This is a genomic window from Blautia caccae (assembly GCF_040095955.1).
In the GTDB taxonomy this organism is placed as follows: Bacteria; Bacillota; Clostridia; order Lachnospirales; family Lachnospiraceae; genus Blautia; species Blautia celeris.
This window is the reverse complement of sequence record NZ_JBBMFP010000019.1, coordinates 36,799-55,217: the sequence shown is the minus strand read 5'-3', so window position 1 is coordinate 55,217 and position 18,419 is coordinate 36,799. Positions and strand designations below refer to the sequence as shown.

13 protein-coding genes and 1 tRNA gene are annotated in these 18,419 nt (G+C 47.4%); 1 reads left to right on the top strand and 13 read right to left on the bottom strand.

Annotation, left to right across the window (positions count from 1 at the left end):
• Positions 1–184: 184 nt before the first annotated feature.
• The 10 genes from WMO65_RS18695 to secF form a co-directional block, all read right to left on the bottom strand.
• The gene (locus WMO65_RS18695; RefSeq protein WP_033143550.1) at positions 185–1,018 is read right to left on the bottom strand and encodes a deoxyribonuclease IV; all 834 of its coding nucleotides are present in this window, start codon (positions 1,016–1,018) and stop codon (positions 185–187) included.
• Positions 1,019–1,042: 24 nt separating this feature from the next.
• Entirely contained in the window at positions 1,043–1,633 is a 591-nt protein-coding gene (locus WMO65_RS18690; protein WP_054352442.1) for a pentapeptide repeat-containing protein, read from the bottom strand.
• A gap of 413 nt (positions 1,634–2,046) precedes the next feature.
• Positions 2,047–2,130: transfer RNA gene (locus WMO65_RS18685), tRNA-Leu, on the bottom strand.
• An 82-nt stretch (positions 2,131–2,212) separates the two neighbouring features.
• On the bottom strand, positions 2,213–3,184 hold the full coding sequence (locus tag WMO65_RS18680; RefSeq protein ID WP_306800672.1) for an amidohydrolase family protein: 972 nt from the start codon (positions 3,182–3,184) through the stop codon (positions 2,213–2,215).
• 1,094 nt (positions 3,185–4,278) lie between these two features.
• A complete protein-coding gene (locus WMO65_RS18675; protein ID WP_054352490.1) occupies positions 4,279–5,268 on the bottom strand; it encodes an aldose 1-epimerase family protein in 990 nt (329 codons plus the stop codon).
• A gap of 226 nt (positions 5,269–5,494) precedes the next feature.
• Entirely contained in the window at positions 5,495–6,991 is a 1,497-nt protein-coding gene (glpK, locus tag WMO65_RS18670; RefSeq protein WP_033143412.1) for a glycerol kinase GlpK, read from the bottom strand.
• A gap of 176 nt (positions 6,992–7,167) precedes the next feature.
• Positions 7,168–7,848: a D-lyxose/D-mannose family sugar isomerase gene (locus WMO65_RS18665; RefSeq protein ID WP_148393547.1), complete on the bottom strand. Its 681-nt coding sequence runs from the start codon at positions 7,846–7,848 to the stop codon at positions 7,168–7,170.
• A gap of 92 nt (positions 7,849–7,940) precedes the next feature.
• Positions 7,941–8,189, bottom strand: coding sequence for a helix-turn-helix domain-containing protein (locus WMO65_RS18660; protein WP_033143414.1), 249 nt, complete (start codon positions 8,187–8,189; stop codon positions 7,941–7,943).
• Positions 8,190–8,313: 124 nt separating this feature from the next.
• A complete protein-coding gene (locus WMO65_RS18655; protein WP_148393546.1) occupies positions 8,314–10,305 on the bottom strand; it encodes a KUP/HAK/KT family potassium transporter in 1,992 nt (663 codons plus the stop codon).
• 18 nt (positions 10,306–10,323) lie between these two features.
• Positions 10,324–12,489, bottom strand: a complete 2,166-nt coding sequence (gene secF, locus WMO65_RS18650) for a protein translocase subunit SecF (protein WP_118594138.1) — start codon at positions 12,487–12,489, stop codon at positions 10,324–10,326.
• A gap of 595 nt (positions 12,490–13,084) precedes the next feature.
• Between secF and WMO65_RS18645 the strand changes: the two genes are divergently transcribed.
• Entirely contained in the window at positions 13,085–13,978 is an 894-nt protein-coding gene (locus WMO65_RS18645; RefSeq protein ID WP_103732979.1) for a SpoIID/LytB domain-containing protein, read from the top strand.
• Positions 13,979–14,106: 128 nt separating this feature from the next.
• On the opposite strand, the gene WMO65_RS18640 is transcribed toward WMO65_RS18645, so the two are convergent.
• From WMO65_RS18640 to WMO65_RS18630, 3 genes are read right to left on the bottom strand one after another with little or no spacing between them, the layout of a single operon-like run.
• Positions 14,107–15,060, bottom strand: coding sequence for a beta-galactosidase small subunit (locus WMO65_RS18640; RefSeq protein ID WP_103732980.1), 954 nt, complete (start codon positions 15,058–15,060; stop codon positions 14,107–14,109).
• Positions 15,044–16,945: a glycoside hydrolase family 2 TIM barrel-domain containing protein gene (locus WMO65_RS18635; protein WP_148393545.1), complete on the bottom strand. Its 1,902-nt coding sequence runs from the start codon at positions 16,943–16,945 to the stop codon at positions 15,044–15,046. Before WMO65_RS18635 ends, WMO65_RS18640 begins: the two co-directional genes overlap by 17 nt.
• A 56-nt stretch (positions 16,946–17,001) precedes the next feature.
• The gene (locus WMO65_RS18630) at positions 17,002–18,369 is read right to left on the bottom strand and encodes an MFS transporter (protein ID WP_118594137.1); all 1,368 of its coding nucleotides are present in this window, start codon (positions 18,367–18,369) and stop codon (positions 17,002–17,004) included.
• Positions 18,370–18,419 lie beyond the last annotated feature (50 nt).

Genomic DNA, 18,419 nt, shown 5'->3' with positions numbered 1-18,419 from the left:
AAGCCAGTAAAAAAACTTTCTCATATATATTATTACGCATAAAACAGGGATTTCCTTTTTCTTTGGCAAAAATTTCGCAATTTTTTTCTTTCCCCGCACATTCCCTCATAAACAGCAAAAATTTCCCGGCAGAGCGGCCAATCTTTTTCCTCTGCCGGGAAATTCGTGCATATCTCCCGTAATTCTACTCCATATATGCCTCTTTCAGCATGGCGATCTCCCTTGCGTATCCCTCCAGGTCGTTGGGTGTCTCCAGATAAAAGGGCAGTTTTCTCAAACTCGGGTGATTGATGATCCGCTTCATGGCCTCAAATCCAATCTTTCCCTCTCCGATTTTGGCATGTCTGTCCTTATGGCTCCCAAACCCGAACATACTGTCATTCAAATGTACCGCCTTCAGCCTGTCAAGTCCTATCACTCGGTCAAACTCTGTCAGGACACCGTCCAGGTCCCCCACAATATCGTATCCGCCGTCATACACATGGCAGGTATCCAGACACACTCCCATTTTCTCCTGAAGCTCCACCCGGTCCAGGATCTCTCTTAACTCCTCAAAGGTCCTGCCCACCTCACTGCCCTTTCCGGCCATGGTTTCAAGCAGCACTGTGGTCCGCTGTTCCTTTGAAAGAATCTCATTCAGCATCCCGGCTATATAGGTGATCCCAATCTCTACCCCCTGCTTCACATGGCTGCCCGGATGAAAATTGTAACAGTTTCCCGGCGTGTATTCCATTCTCTTTAAATCATCCGCCATGGTGTTTTTGGCAAACTCCCGGATTCCCTCATCCGCGGAACAGCCATTCAGGGTATAGGGCGCGTGGGCAAGAATACAGGGAAAATCCTGCTCCTGTGCAAGCTTCAAAAATTTTTCCACATCCTCCTCCTTTATCTCCTTCGCCTTACCGCCTCTGGGGTTTCTGGTAAAAAACTGAAAGGTGTTTGCCTGTATCTTAACCGCTTCTTTCCCCATGGCCTCGTATCCTTTGGCTGAGGATAAATGACATCCTATTGTCAGCATATAATTTCCTCCGTTTTCTCTTTATCAATACTCTATCTCAATTTCCAATCCGTTCAGCAGATTCACCACTTCCGGAAAAGAGAACCTGGCTCCGTTTAGTTTACATGACCGGATATCCATCTGATACCCGGCAGTTCCCCGCAAGTCCGCTTTTCTCAGGTCACATTTGAAAAATTCTGTTCCCTCAAGCTTACAGCCCTTCATTCTGCTTTCCTGAAGCCGGCAGTCCGCGAACATGGAATCTGAAATCTCATTTCCTGTAAAATCAAACTTTTTCAGATTCATCTCCGAAAATGTATTATACTTCAACCGACAGCCGTAAAATCCCTTTATCGGCTCAGCAAATGCACCGTCCGGCATCAGCTCTTCCCAGTGCACACCAATCAGATTACACCTGTCAAATTCCACATACTGTATCCGGGAATGGGCCTCCGCCTCCAGGCTCATCACTGTACACTTTATAAAACTGCAGCCTGAAAAAGAACAGCTGAGGAGCCTGCAAGACTCAAAGACACAGTTTTCAAATTCACAGTCTGTAAACTTATAACCCTCAAAAATTTCATCGCTTATTTTTAAATCTTTAAATACCTGAGCTTCATAATACTTTTCTTCCATAAGTCGATGCCTCTTTTACTTTCTACTGCTTTAGTTTTCTGTACCTTTAGTGTTCTGTGCCTTTCGCTTTCTGTGCTTTTCGTTTTCTGTGCCCTTAGCGTTCTGTACCTTTTCACTTTCTGTACACTTAGCGTTCTGTACCTTTCGCTTTCTGTACACTTAGCGTTCTGTATTTTGCCATCCTGTACCTTTTCTATCCTGTGCCTTATTACTCTGTCACTTCATCTACATGCTGTCATTCAAAAACAGCGGCATCTCCCATGATACCGCCGCTGTATTCCCTGCCCCTTCACGTACCTGTCCCGAATGTCTTCTGCTGTCCTGCAAAGGATCTGTTGATTCTGAAGAACTTTTCACCGGAATAACAAAAATCCGAATCTGTTTCCTCTCGGAATCAAATTCGGATTTATAAATGCGGGAGATGGGACTTGAACCCACACGATCTTGCGACCACTAGATCCTTAGTCTAGCCTGTCTGCCAGTTCCAGCACTCCCGCTTTTCTCTGTCGCTCTTTGTTATCACTTCCGAACGACAAGTGAAAGTATATCACCAAATTTCGTGTTCGTCAATACCTTTTGCTAAAAAAATCTGAATTTTTTTCTAATTTTTTCCTCTCCCTCAAAAATACGCTCTTTTAAGACACTTTCATCCTCCACACATTCCCGAAAACAGCGCCATTCATCCAGCAGTCCCTGCCCATGCGGAACCAAATAAGCACCTGCGTCGCTGCCCAATGCCATATGTACTCCCAATTCAAATCCCCTTTTGATATTATTCTTCCCCTTCTCATAAATCCCATGCAGCAGTTCATCCGAAAACCTTTCGCACCCAAACATATTTGCCACCACAGTGATCGTAGGCACCCAGACAATATCCGATTCCGCCATCATCTGCAGAGTCTCCTCCGAAACATAATTCCCATGCTCCACACTATCCGCCCCGGCCCTCACCAAATCCGCCACAGGCCCGGCCCCATTCGTATGACACATCACCGCAAACCCCTCTTCATGTGCAATATGCACCATCTCCTTCACTTCCTCAAAAGGAAGCGCCTCCCCCGTAATTCCCCCATCCGTATCAAAATCCATGATTCCCGTAGTCATGATCTTAATAAAATCCCCCCTGCGTGCTTTAACCTCCCTCACAAGCTCCGCATACTCCCTCATATTTTCAAATCCCTTCCCCACAATCCCCCCATAACACCCTTTCCTGTGTATGGCAAAAATCGGCGTCCGGTAATCAATCCCATACTCCGGCGCAATCTCCCTTGCCCTTTCCGAGACCCCCAGATAGTCCCCTCCATCCCTCACAAACGCAATCCCCTTCTCCCGATACATCTCAAAATGCCTCCGGATCACCCCTTCATCCACCCCATTCAAATGCCTCTTCACAGCCTCTTTGTAATTTACTCCATCCATAAACACATGCGCATGACACTCCCCAAACATCCTCTGCCTCTCGACAAACATCTCCTCTGCCCTTTCTGTCTCCCCAACTCCATTCACATCCTCATCTCTCATAACCCAAACATCCTCCTTTCTCAACTTCATCTCTATTTCTCTTTTCCTTCACAAACCATCTCAGCTTTCCGGCTACTATCGTCTTAACACAATCCCCCGCCAAAAGCAACCCTCATCCATACTTTCACTTCATCATCACCCGCTTATCACAGAAACTCCAGAAAACCCCGGCCCTTCCAGTGAGTCTGTCTTGCCCTATAAGAGATTACCTGCTATTCCCTTCCAATATCTTAGAATTATAGGCATTTCTGGAGATTCTGACCCGATTCTCTTCCTGTTTTACCTACTATTCATTTCTATCATTTTAGAATTATAGGTATTTCTTAAGTTTCTGTCCAACTTTTCTTCCTGCTTTACCTGCTATTCATATCTAACATCTTAGAATTATAGGTATTTCTTAAGTTTCTGTCCAACTTTTCTTCCTGCTTTACCTGCTATTCATATCTAACATCTTAGGATTATAGGTATTTCTTAAGTTTCTAACCAACTTTTCTTCCTGCTTTACCTATATTTCAATTCAACATCTTAAAATTATAGGTATTTCTTAAGTTTCTGACCAATTTTTCTTCCTGCTTTACCTATATTTCAATCCAACATCTTAAAATTATAGGTATCCCTTAAGTTTCTGGCCAGATTTTCTTCTTACTTTACCTACTATTTCAATTCAACATCTTAAAATTATAGGCATTCCTTAATATTCCACCTTTTTCTTTAACCTACCATACATTAACATCATCATTATTTCATTTCACAAAGCCTCCCCACACACATCTCAAATTCCCGCCATCCTCTCACAAGTCCCCGCCATAAATAACCAGGCGCAGGAGAGCGGATGTGGAAGGGGCCGGCAGGTGGGTTCCCCCGGAAAGGTGTTCCAGAGGAAGCTTAGTCTTACTTAGGAAAAAATGGAGTGCCGGGCAAGGAGACCATTTGGATTACCATCCAAATGGTCAGGGCAGTTGAGCCTTTCAGCCATCAGGGCTGGAAGGCGGTTCTGCCCGGTGCCTTGTCCGGCGCTCCATTTTTTTCTTAGTAAGACTTGCTGACGGCGGCAGCTTTCCGAGGGAACCCACCTGCCGGCCTCTTCCACATCCGCTCTCCTGCGCCGTCTGCCATTTCCCCCGCTATTCCACCCTAATTCCCAGTTCCACCACCTTCTTCTCCCCAGCCAATATCCTCCGAAGCGTCCCATTCTCCTCTTCCCATTTCTGCCCGTCCACATGACAATTACAAGGCTCCAGTCCCACAACATAATCCCCTGATGCCATGGACTTCCACTGGGTAAAATTCGGCAGCTCCTCTCCTGAAAACTCCACACATATCCCCATTCCAAGCGCAGGATTTTTCACCCGCACACGCGCCTTGCCGTCCTCATCAAAACGAATCTTATGATAAAACACTTCCTCCGGCAGCAGATCCACCGCTTCCCCCACAAGGTTCCACGGACGCTCTGTCTCCTTATCCTCCCCCTTCAGCACCGTTTCCACAGCCGGCACCTCGATCACACTCCCCGCATCCAGCAGCGGATATCCCACATTACAATGATACAACAGCATGAAAGGCTCATCCCCATACCCTTCATTCACATACTCATCATGGATCTTCACCTCACTGCTACCAAGCTCGGCAGAAATCGTCCGCCTCAGCACGATATTCTCCCCGAACAGCGCAGCCTGCCGCATCTCCCCCGAGATCACGATCCGATACACATCCCCGTCCCAAAAAGCATCCGCACACACATGCTCCGCCGGGGTAGAACGCAGATACCCATGCATGGGAAGCGGTGCGTCCGGGTTCAGATCCGGTCTTCCCACATTACTGGTACCACAGGTAAAAAACATGCCCCCCATGATACTTTTCTGCGCCTCAAACCCATTACTGTCAAACCTCTGCCCGTTCATAAGCCCCGGCTTGCTGAGAAAATTAAGATTCACCCCTTTATAGGACATCTCCACAATATCCAGGCACTTATCCGCAGCCACGGTAAAAGCCAGTTCCCCTGCCTTCACCTCATAAGCACGAAGGCCTGCTGCTGCACCCTCCTCAAAAGTCACCTGTCTCACATATGCCATCTGCTGCATACTTCCCATTTTTTTCATCAGATCTCTGTTCATCTTCCGCTCCCTTTCCTTTACAGCAAAAATCCCCGTCATCCGGGGACTTCTGCCTTATCCTGTTACGTTACTGTTCACTGCGTGTCCAGCAGCACGCTTCGCGATGCACAGATATGGAGCATTCCGCTCCATATCGCGCTGGCTGCCTCGGGATTTTGCTTCGCATCGCGCAGCATCCCCTTGAGGAAAACACCTCCCGGGACATTGGCTGTGAATAGTACCTCTGTTACTCCTCTTTTGCCCATCCGTAAGAACATTTCACGGCCCTTTCCCAGCCCTTCATCTTCTTATTCCGCTCTTCCATGGAGATGACCGGCTCAAAAGTCCTCTCAATCTCCCAGTTCTTTACAATCTCATTTTTATCCTTCCAATACCCCACAGCCAGTCCGGCCAGATACGCCGCGCCCATGGCTGTAGTCTCCACACACTGGGGCCTCTTTACCGGAACCTGTACCATATCTGCCTGTGTCTGCATAAGGAAATTGTTGGCGCTGGCACCGCCGTCCACCTTCAGGGAGGCCAGAGGAATGCCGGAATCCGCCTCCATTGCCCGCACCACATCATGTACCTGATAAGCCAGGGATTCCAGCGTGGCACGGATAATATGATATTTGTTCACTCCTCTTGTAAGACCCACAATGATTCCTCTTGCATACTGATCCCAGTAAGGCGCTCCCAGCCCTGTAAACGCAGGAACCACATAACAGCCGTGGGTATCCTTCACCTTCCTTGCCATGTACTCAGAGTCCTCTGCGCTGTCAATGATACGCAGCTCGTCGCGAAGCCACTGGATTGCCGCGCCTGCCACGAAGACAGAGCCCTCCAGGGCATAATTCACCTTTCCGTCCAATCCCCAGGCAATGGTGGTCACAAGCCCGTTTTTGGAAAATACAGGCTTCTCCCCTGTATTCATCAGCAGAAAACAACCTGTTCCATACGTATTCTTTGCCTCTCCTTCCAAAAAACAGGTCTGTCCAAACAGCGCGGACTGCTGGTCTCCCGCCGCTCCGGCTATGGGAATCTCCCCGCCGAAAAAGCTTGCATCCGCCATACCGTAGACACAACTGGAAGGCTTCACCTCAGGCAGCATGCACCTGGGAATATCCAGCTCCTTTAAAATCTCCTCATCCCACTCCAGTTTGTTGATATTATACAGAAGGGTTCTGGACGCATTGGAATAATCCGTCACATGGACCGCACCCTTTGTCATCTTCCAGATCAGCCAGGTCTCCACTGTTCCAAAGAGCAGCTCGCCTCTCTCGGCCCGCTCTCTGGCGCCATCCACATGGTCCAGAATCCATTTAACCTTGGTACCTGAAAAATAGGCGTCAATGATCAGGCCTGTCTTCTCCCTGAAAACCTCTGTAAGCCCCTTATCCTTCAGGGAATCACAGTATTCCGAGGTCCTTCTGCACTGCCACACAATGGCATGGTATACCGGCTCGCCTGTATTTTTATCCCAGACGATCGCTGTCTCCCTCTGGTTTGTGATGCCGATACCTGCAATATCCTTTGCCTCCACGCCCACCTTCTGCATGGCTTCCACAGCCACGCCGAGCTGCGTGGACCAGATCTCATTTGCATCGTGCTCCACCCAGCCGGGCTTTGGAAAATACTGTGTGAACTCTTTCTGGGCCACACTGATCATCTCACCCTTTTCGTTGAAAAGAATACACCGGTTGCTTGTCGTTCCTGCGTCCAGGGCCATCATGTACTTTGCCATATGTAAAAATCCTCCATGTTTTCTCTTGCCGGTACTTCCCCAAGAGCGTATCTGAACCTTGTACACTCCAGCACCGGCAGGTGGTATATTTGGGGTTTCACGAACAAAAGCTGTCCAGCCAGAAAGAATTTTTCTCTCTGGCCTGACAGCTCTTTGTCTCAATTCTCCTCGAGCATTTATTTTGCCTTGGGATATTCTGTACAGAGCAGACGGTACGGTGCCTCGTCCTCCTCTATCTCAGGAAATCTGCCGATAGGCTCATAAAAACGGTTGTCATTTTCATCGTCATTGCACATGGAAACTTCGCCTAACAGCACCGGTCCTGTGCCCGGCTCCAGCTCAAAATCATGATACATATACGGATAAACGGTGATGCTCTCACCCGGCTGCAGCTTCACCTGGGTACCTGCCGGCACGGTAAACTCCCTGCCGTCACAGTTGACTGTCACATCCGTGTCAGCGAACCGGCCGTCCTCTGTGGAGTTGTATACACGGATCAGAACGTTGCCGCCCCCTCTGTTGATAATATCCTCCATCTTGTTCCAGTGGAAATGCATGGGCGCCATCTGTTCCTCTTTTATGTACAGCAGTTTCTCCGCATAGGTCTTTGTATACTTATCCATTTTCAGGTTGCCGTTTCTTAAGGTAATGAGGGAGAATCCCACCTCATCAAACCTGCCCAGGCCGTAATCGGTAATGTCCCAGCCCAGCATATTATCACGAATCTCGTCGTACTCGCTGCCTTTTTCCTTCCAGTCTTCCGGTGTAAAATGGCAGAATGGCGGAAGTTTGAAACAGCACTTGTTGACCATCTCCTCCATCTCTTTCAGCGCTGCATTGATTTCTGAACGTTTCATAAATTCTTTATCCTTTCTGTCTCTTATCTGATTCCTATTTTAGCGCTTCCAATGGTATTTTTCAACAACAAAAAAGGATTTTTGCCTTCCCTTTATAATATATTTATCTCACTGCGGAAAGCAAACAGTTTCCAGGTCTTGATCTCCAGCGCGTCAGCCACTTTCAGCAGGGTTTCCACGGAAATCTGTGTGGGCATTTTCGGCGCCTCAATATTGCTGATATGTGTTCTGCTTATGCCCACCATCTGGGCAAGCTGTGCCTGCGTGATTCCTTTCAGTTTTCTGTAATAGGCTATATTGAGCCCCAGTTCCATTAATTGTGCATTAATATCTTCACTCATATCATTCACTCCTTTTCTACTATTTTGTAGAAAAGTGCAGTGCCTATCCATACCTTATTTATGACTATTTTCAGCATTTCAGCACAATTTGACAGTTTGCACACATTTGGCGGTGTTTTGCAGGTCAGACACGCCTTAAAGGACGCAGATTTTTCATCTTGATAAACAGCGGAACATATTCCAGGATCAGGGCAGAATTTTCCAGACCGTACCATCTGGCGGAGGAGCCGGCCACACGGCGGATGGCATATTTCAGCGAGACAGCCGCCCGCCCTGCCGGTGTAATATCGCTCTCCGGTATGAGCAGTTTCCGGATTAGGCAGAACTGGAAGCTCCCCACTTCCCCGGACCCGTAGATGGAGTATTTCGGCTCCTGGGAGGGAAGTTCATTGCTGTCAATCAGCTCCTCCACGATCTGCCGCAGATACACATTCACCCTCTGGTCCACCTTGAACCCCAGGCGGAGCTGAATCTTGAAAATATAATCCGTTTCGAAATTCTCCACCGTATACTCCCTGGTATACGGCTGGTCCGTGACCTGGATGTTGATAAACCAGTAGGCCCTGGCACGCTTTGGACGGTCCAGAACAGAATACAGAATATCCCGGTCCAGTTCCTCCACCTGTGTCTCCTTGGTAATATAGACAAGGTTATCCGTCTGGATGGGTATGCCGGTATCCGCCCTTAATCTGCCCAGCTGTCCCACAAAGTCACGGACTTTCAGATAGACTGCCTGGGAATTTTCTATGGCAGTCCCCCTGTACCACACCACCATAATCCCAAAAAGGACCGCAGCGATAAACAGCGCCACATAGCCTCCCCTTTTAAACTTGCTCAGACTGGAAAGGAAAAATGTCCCCTCCAGCCCTCCGAAAAATAACAGAAACAGCCGGGAACTCCTGTATTTTTTCCTGATCCTGTTCAGGTAAACAAACAAAAGCAGGGTCGTCATCAGCATAGTGAGCGTAATGGCCAGACCGTATGCCGCCTCCATATGGGCACTGGTCCTGAAATAAAGCACCAGCACAGAACAGGAGATCCACAGCACCAGATTGACCAGTGGGATAAAGATCTGCCCCTTGATCATGGATGGGTACACGATCTGCATATGAGGCATCAAATCCAGTCTGCTGGCCTCTGAGACCAGCGTAAAAGACCCTGTCACCAGTGCCTGTGACGCAATGACCGCGGCCATGGTTCCCAGTACAACACCCAGGGGCCGTATCTCCTCAGGCAGCATCTCAAAAAACGGGTTCATATCCGGAATGGCTCCCAGACTCTCGCTGCTTCTGTTTTTCAGCAGCCAGGCCCCCTGTCCCAGATAATTTAAGATCAGGCACATCTTAACAAAAGGCCAGCTTGCATATATATTCTGCCGCCCCACATGCCCCATATCCGAGTAAAGCGCTTCCGCCCCTGTAGTAGCCAGAAATACGCTTCCGAGAATCATAAGTCCCATCCGGTTATCCGGGCTTACCAGTATTTTCACAGCCCACAGAGGATTCAATGCCCGGAGGATTCCCGGGTCCCCCATAATATGAAAGCATCCGGCTGCTGCCAGAAAGAGAAACCACAGGGTCATAACCGGACCGAAGGCCCTTCCGATGGAGCTGGTACCTGCCTTCTGCATCAGAAAAAGGGCAGCGATGATCACAAGGGTTATGACCACGATTTTGTCCTGATCATTTCCCAGCACTTTGTAAACCCACGGAATGCTTCTGAGACCTTCAATGGCTGTGGTGACCGTCACCGCGGGAGTCAGGATTCCGTCCGCCAGAAGCGCAGCCCCTCCTATCATGGCGGGAAATACAAGCCATTTTCCGCATTTTTTCACCAGGCTGTACAGGGCAAAGATACCGCCCTCATTGTGATTGTCCGCCTGCATGGCTATCAGCACGTATTTGACGGTGGTAAGCAGGATAATGGTCCAGATGACCAGGGAAAGCGCTCCGTATATGACGACCTCCCCTGTCCCGGTGATCCCGCCGTTTCCCTCTATGATGGATTTCATCACATACATGGGGGAAGTCCCGATATCCCCGTAGACCACTCCCACAGAAATTAAAACCGCACCTGCACTGAAGGGTATCCCTGTCTCTCTCTGTGCATCCTTCATCTCAAACACCCTTTCCCTTTATTTCTTCTTTTTCTGCTTATGCTCTTCCCAGCACACCCAAAGAGGGCCTACAATATATACGGAAGAGTAACATCCGCTGATCATCCCCGCCAGAAGCGGCAGAGAAAATACCTGGATGGATTCAATATGGTAAAAAACAGAAAACAGATAAATGATAAACACGCAGGCCACAACGGTAAAGGCTGTATTGACAGACCGCCCCAGCGTCTCCGTGATGCTTCTGTCCACCAGCTTTGCCAGCGTCTCCCCTTTTTCCCTGTCCTTTTGGTTCTCCCGGATCCTGTCATAGAGAACAATGGTGTCATTGATAGAATACCCGATAATGGTCAGGGTCACGGCCACAAAGGCATCATTCACCGGAATCCTGCACACGCCGAACACAAACACCACGATGAGGATATCGTGCAGAAGTGCCGCCACAGCCGAGATCCCCGCCGCAAGCCCGGACATGGAGGAAAACCGTATCCTTATATATATGACGATAAACAGAGCGGAAAGTACAATGGCAATGACGGAATTTTTAAGCGCCTTTGCCCCGATATAAGGCTCCACCGCATACGTTTCAGAGAGCTTATACTCCTGTCCTCCCTCCGCGTTCAGTGTCTTTGTCACCTCCTGCTGTTCCTTAGGTGAAAGCCCCTTATTTCCGGCCAGCGTCACTGCCAGTTTCTGCTGCCCGCTTGCCGGGTCCCGGGTGATCTGCATGTTGGCAGGCCGTTCCAGCACGGTTTCCACCTTCTCCTTCAGCTTTTCCATATCCGCATTTCCTGTAAAGGTATATTTCAGGATAACGCCTCCGGTAAACTGTGTATCCAGCTTCATACCGTTTGCCGCGCTCAGTATGGACCCTGCAAAGAGCACACAGGCGGTAAAAAGGAAGATCCATCTGCGTTTTCCCGAAAAGTCCAGAATCTTTCTCTCCCTTTTTTTGCGGAACATGGACGGGCGTTTGAAAAATTTATACTGCACCACAGAGGTGAGCATGGTTCTGGACATCCACACTCCCGCAAACAGGTTGATCACAACACCGGTAAACAGGGTATATCCAAAGCTCAGCATAGTTCCCGAGCCGAACATCATGAGGATGACAGCCACAGCCGCTGTGGTGATGTTTCCGTCCAGCACAGAGGAAAATGCTCTCTGGTATCCATTTCTGACTGCTGCCTTTACCGATGCCCCGTGCATCAGCTCCTCACTGATCCGCTCACTTATGATAATATTGGCATCCACTGCCATGCCTGCCGAGAGGATCAGCCCCGCAATTCCGGGAAGTGTGATGGTATACTGGGGAACGGAGATAGCCAGCACCTGCAGTGCCATCTGAAACAGCAGCGTGACACAGCTCAGCACGCCGGGCAGCCTGTAGTAAAAGCTCATGAACAGGCATACCAGAACCATGGCCGCTGCCGCCGCTGTCACCATGGATGTTAATGCCCGGTTTCCCAGTGTGGGGCTGATGGTATTGTAATTACTGGTCTTCATGGAAAACGGAAGCGCGCCGGCATTGATCTTGTCGGAGAGCGCCTGGGCCTCTTCCCTGGAACCCATGCCATTAATGACAGCCTCTCCTCCTTCGATCTTCTGCTGCACCACCGGATTGGAAATCCGCGTATCATCCATATAGATACCGATATTCCTGCCCAGATTGTCCTCTGTGGCCTTTGCAAACTTCTCCGTGCCGCGCTTGTCAAAGTGAAGCTCCACCTTATACTCCCTGGTATCCTGGCTCTGCACCACAGAGCTGCCGGCAACATCCCGGCCCTCCACCAGCACTTTGTGGTCTTCATCCTGAAAGGTCAGCTTTGCTGTCTCTCCCAGCTCTGCAATGGCCTCCTCGGGATTAAAGTCCTTTTCATCGGATTTCCACGGAAACCTGACAAGGATTCTGCCCTTCTTTTTTTCCACGGTCACTTCCCGGTCCAGGATGTTTTTTGCATCCAGACGTCCCTCCATGATGTTTCTGGCAGATTCCAGTTCGTCTGCCGTAGGCTTTTTCGTGATGCCCACCGGCTCAAACACAGCCTCCACGCCGCCCCGGATGTCAATGCCGAACCGCATATTCCGGATGCCTTTGATGTCTTCTCCACAGCCGAAAAAGGCAATGAAAAGAAAGACAGCAATGATTCCCAGTGCTATCCATATATGTATTTTTTTATTTTTCATGTTTTCCCTGCTTTCTGTTCTAATTTTACGCGATCAGATAAAAGGGAAACTTCTCTTCTTTCCGTCCTTATACTGGACAATAAAAATCCGTTCCATGGGGGATTGGTTCAGCAGAAAGCTGCGCCTGAAAAAGGCATAGACAGAAGCCTTTGTCTCTCCGGAAAACAGAAAAACAAGGGCACAGGAAAGTAAAAGGGCAGACAGAGGAAGGAGCCTGAGAAAAAGATCCTCCTCTCCCTTATTTTTTCCGAAACAGAGACTTGAAAATGTCTCTTCTTTTTGAAGACCGGCGGACTGCTCTGTATGGACAGTCCGGGTAATGGCAGTCTAACCGGATACGTCTGTCGATCCTGTTCCTGCATCCCTGTTCTCCTGCCTCTGGGAAAAAATAAAAAAGAAGCACAGTACACAAAGAAAAAATGCAATACCATAACAAACACGCTGCATCTTTTTCATGATTTGCTGTCCTCCAGTCCGTAAAGCCTCATATGTTATGAGGAATCTTAGCACAAAGTATGATTTCTGTCAATCATTCCGTCACATTTTTTCGCTGCCTGCATATCCTAAACCAACGAACTGCCATGAGGTTTTACCTATGAACTATTTTCCCATAAAAGCCATGCAGACAGACCACCCGGATGAAGGCCGTCTGAGGATTTCCGTGCTCTCCGCGATCAGGAATACCCCCATTGAAAACGCCACAATAGATATTCTCTACACGGGAGAACCATCCTCTGTTATTGATGAGCTGAAAACGGATGCCAACGGACTGACACCGGAGATCACGCTTCCCGCTCCGCCCCTGGAATACAGTATGGAACCTTCTGAGTACCAGCCCTACGCAGAATACACCTTCCACATTGAAGCCGAGGATTTCGAGCCGCTGGACATTTCCGGCGCGGAGATCCTGCCTGAGGTCACTGCCCTGCAGACCGCAAGGCTCCAGGCCCAGACGCCGGAGAACACCTTTCAGAATATTGTCATTCCGGCCCACACCCTGTTCGGCACATACCCGGAAAAAATACCCGAAGACGAGATCAAACCCATGGACGAATCCGGGGAGATTGTTCTGAGCCGGGTGGTCGTGCCGGAATTTGTGGTGGTACATGACGGCGCCCCCACAGACCCCACTGCCCAGAACTTCTATGTGCGCTACCGGGATTACATTAAAAATGTGGCATCCAGTGAGATCTACGCCACATGGCCCACAGAGACGATCCGCGCCAATGTGCTGGCTATTATGTCCTTTACCCTGAACCGGGTCTACACGGAGTGGTACCGGAATAAAGGCTATGACTTTACCATCACCTCCTCCACTGCCTTTGACCACAAGTGGATGAACGGAAGGAATATCTTTGACAGCATCTCCCGGGTGGTGGATGAGCTGTTCGCTGATTATCTCTCCAGGCCTGGCGTCAGACAGCCCATTCTCACACAATACTGTGACGGACAGCGGGTGACCTGCCCGAACTGGATGACCAAATTGTAATAACCACTAACGACGATATCAATGTCCTGGTCAAAAAACGGTGCCCTGATTTTTCAGCAGGCATCCGGCTCCGCAGCGGGAAATGTGAACAGCTTTCCATAAAAAAGAATCTAAACTTTATCTACTCATTAACAAATGACAAAAGAATACTTAATATCTTCTTCTGCACTGATATGGGAAGCATCTTCCACATCACTGCCCCAGCTGTCAATTCCACCAACGCCTCTCACTGCACCATAGACACATAAAACCGTTCTTCTTGCCGGCGGCAATTCCTCATGGTGTGTTGCGTTTTCTATCTCTTCTGCAGTATAAGGCAGGCAGGAGAATGCAAATGCTTCGTCTGTTCTCTCAATTCGGAGTATCTGTGGGGAAATATCTGCTCTGCTGTTGTCAAGGCTTGTATGTCTTGTAACTTCCACCCAGTCCGTATCCATATGCATTCCACACTCCTGCGGAACAAGGTACGGTGTCAGGCTTAAATCTTTTACCTCATAGATACCTTCCGATGCTCCCGCTTTTCTGTCCGGATAAGTTTCCCCAGACAGACCTTTGTATAAATATTTTTCTGCAAGTGTCGGCATGATAAATCTCATTCCGAATGCCGGAAGCTGCGGCAGACCTTTCACACCAGCGTAATGAACCTCTACATTGATTTTTCCTGTTCCATTTACCGTATAAGTAACTTTTACTGTGGCAGAAGGATTTGTAATTGTTTCGTATGTATATCTCACGACAATCTCATCAGCAGTCACATCTCCACCATAGCAGTTATTGTCAGGAGCATACTGTTTCTGCACTACTCCGTCCATGATAACCTCTACTCCTTTACAGTCCATGAACATATCCGCTGCAAACCAGCTTCCGCTCTTGATATGGAACTTACTTCCTCTGTCATTATCGGTCAATGCTCTCCAGAAGGTCGGCTTCGGACAACGATACAGCCACTCATAGCCATTTTTCACGATGGATTCCAATCCTCCCTGCGCATAGGAAAAGATATAACCAAAACCTTCCCCATGTACGCCAAGTGTATAATCTCCATATACTACTCTTAATTTACTCTTATTTGTATAAACCATAGTAATACCTCACTTCCTGCATTGCTGGCTTTTCCTGACGGTCTGCAAATACGATTCCGTTGCCTGAAAACTCATAGTCTGATGGTCTGTCGTCAAAATCGCCACCGTACCGCAATACTTCTTTTCCTGTCACTGCATCCTTTACCAAGAGAGCCTGATCGATAAAGTCCCAGATAAATCCGCCCTGGTACATTTCATATCTGTCTATGAACTTCATATAAGTACCAAGTCCACCCATGGAATTACCCATGTCATGCATGAACTCGCACAAAAGATACGGTTTTTTCGGGTTATTGCTTAAATATTCTTCCACTTCCGCAGGCTTTGCGTACATTCTGCTCTCTATATCGGAAATCGTATCTTCATACGCCCTGTTGTAGAAGGAGCTTTCATAATGAACCAGACGTCCGTCCTGTTTTTCCTTGAAGTAGGTATTCATGGCTTCAATGTCATCGCCTGCATAAGATTCGTTACCCAAAGACCAGAACAGGATGGAAGTATGATTTTTAAAGGTTTCAAAATTGTTCCTTGCCCTGTCAATCACAGCTTCTATCCACTGAGGGATAGAGCCAGGTACATTGCAGGACGGTTCAATCGCACCGAGCTTCTGGAAAGTTCCGTGGCTTTCCAGATTGGTTTCTGCCATCACATAAACGCCTGCTTCGTCACACAGATAGTACCACGGAATCTGATCCGGATAATGGCAGGTACGCACTGCATTGATGTTGTTTCTCAGCATACAGTTAATATCAGTAACCATTTCTTCCATACCTATACATCTTCCGGTCTTGGCACTCCACTCGTGACGGTTTACGCCGGTAACGACCAGACGCTTTCCATTCAGATACATGACCTTATCGATCATTTCCAGTCTTCTGAAACCAATGTCATACGGAACAACTTCTAATAACTTGCCATTCTCGCTTCTAAGCTCCACAAACGCATGATACAGATACGGACTGTGATTATCCCATGCCTTGATGTTTTCTGCCTCTGCACTTATCTTGCCTGCAAGACTTCCATTATTTTCTTCCAGTACAATGCATTCCTCCAATATCTGCATTCCTTCCCTGTCCTTTAAAACTAAGCGGGCATTTACTTTCTGGCCTTTTGGAGCAGATACCTTCATCGTCACAGATACTTTACCGCTTGCATTGTCCTGATTTAATACCGGATGGAACCATACATCTTCCATATGAATGTCCGGTACTGCTTTTAAGGTAACATTTCTGAAAATTCCAAAAAAACGGAAGAAATCCTGATCCTCCAGAAATGCTGCGGTACTCATCTTGTGTACCTGCACCGCTAGCACATTTCCCTTTTGTCTGATATATGGTGTCAGATCAAATTCAGACGGTGTGAAGCTGTCCTCCGCGTATCCCACAAACTGACCGTTGAGCCATAGGTACATTGCCTGCTCCACGCCTTCAAAGCAGATACGGATTCTGTTGCCTGTCATTTTTTCATTTAAATCAAATCTTTTAATATAAGAGCCTACAGGATTATATTCTGCCTCCGAAAACATTCCCGCTTCATCTGCGGTACTTTCCATGCTGTAAGCTCCTCTGTGGTACTCTTTTCCTTCCCACGGATACATAGTATTGATATAACGGATATTATCATAGCCTGACAGTTCGATATGTCCCGGAACCATGATTTTGTCAAAACCGGATGCATCAAAGTTTTCTTCAAAGAAGTTCTCCGGTCTGCTCCCTACATTCCTGCTGAAAGAAAAATCCCACTGTCCGTTTAAAGACTGTGTAAGACCATTATCTTTCTTTTCCACATCTTCATAATCCGTATAGTAGCCATGGTCGCTGTGTGCGTCCAACTGATTTACCCGGAACACTTCCGGATTGTCCAACCATTTTATGTCAGCGTTCATAATTATCCTCACTTTCCATATTGCCCCTACAGTAAACTTTTTGGACTATCTTGCTATTATTTCTGCACATTTTCTTTTAACTTTTTGTTTGCGCCTTCCACATTTAAACAAGAAAGAATTACTGTAATAATAATATCAAATATGAATGGCAGCCACAGGTACATAAAATACATCATGCTGATACAGCTGGCGGGCTGAACCGCATTATCAAGGTTAATATATCCGCTTACATCAAGCATCCAGCCTGAAAGTGCAATACCAATACCTCCGCCAAGCTTTACACCTAACGAAGTACAAGAAAACATGGAACCGTCAATTCTCTTTCCGCTTTTTAAATATGTATGTTCCGAACACTGTGCAATCACAGCACTCATATCACCCTGCCACGGTCCTTCCCCAAGGGATGTAAGGACTGTGAAAAATAACATCAGCGGAATACTTCCCATATATCCTGCAACTGCTACTATCAGACGGCATACCGTTGCAAACGCATAGCTGTATTTGTTTAACTTATACATTCCTTTCATCTTTGCAACCAGGGCAGGTGTAATTGCAAGTGCAAGGATTAATGGAATATTTATTGCCCATGAGAATACGCCATACAGATTCTTATTCAAAAGCACATAAGTCATAAAATAGATACCAACATTTACCATTGCTGCACGCAGCTGCTGAAGAATGTAGATGATGCAAATCATTGCAAAATATTTATTGCTGAAAAGAAGTTTTACCGTCTGCACAAAGGAAAGCTTATCATCTTCCTCTCCCACTGGACCATCTTCTTTCAGTTCTTCATCTGGAAGCTCCTTAACAGAAAATACAGCAAGTGTATTGGTAATAACGCCCACAATACAGTATATAAATGCAATCGTTCTCCATGCTGCTGCATTGTTACCAAGCATTTCCACTGCTCCGACGGTAATGGACTGAATTACCAGGCTTGTACCAAAGGAAAACATGAAACGGAATGAACCCATCTGCACACGCTCTTTACTGTTCTTTGTTACCAGTGATGTTAATGCTGCATACGCAATATTGTTTGCTGTATAGAATACTGCGTTGAGCAAAGTATATGCGATAAAGAACCATGCGTACTGTGCGGTCTGGCCAATATTGGTAGGAATCGCAAACACTCCAAACAGTGTAATGGCACAACCAAAGAATCCATAAAACATCCATGGTCTTGCCTTACCCATTTTGCTCTTTGTTCGGTCAATCATTGTACCGAAAAATATATCTGTAACACCATCAAATAATTTTGACACTGCAATCAGTGTACCTACAATACCTGCATTTAATCCCACTGTGTTCGTCAAATAAATCATAACAAATGAGGATAAAAATGCGTATATTACATTTCCTGCAATATCTCCTGAGCCATAGCCCACCACATTATACCATTTCAGGTATCTTTTTTCTTCCATCTTATTAATATGTCTCCTTCCAACGTTTCTAGTCATGCCTTTTCTTGCTT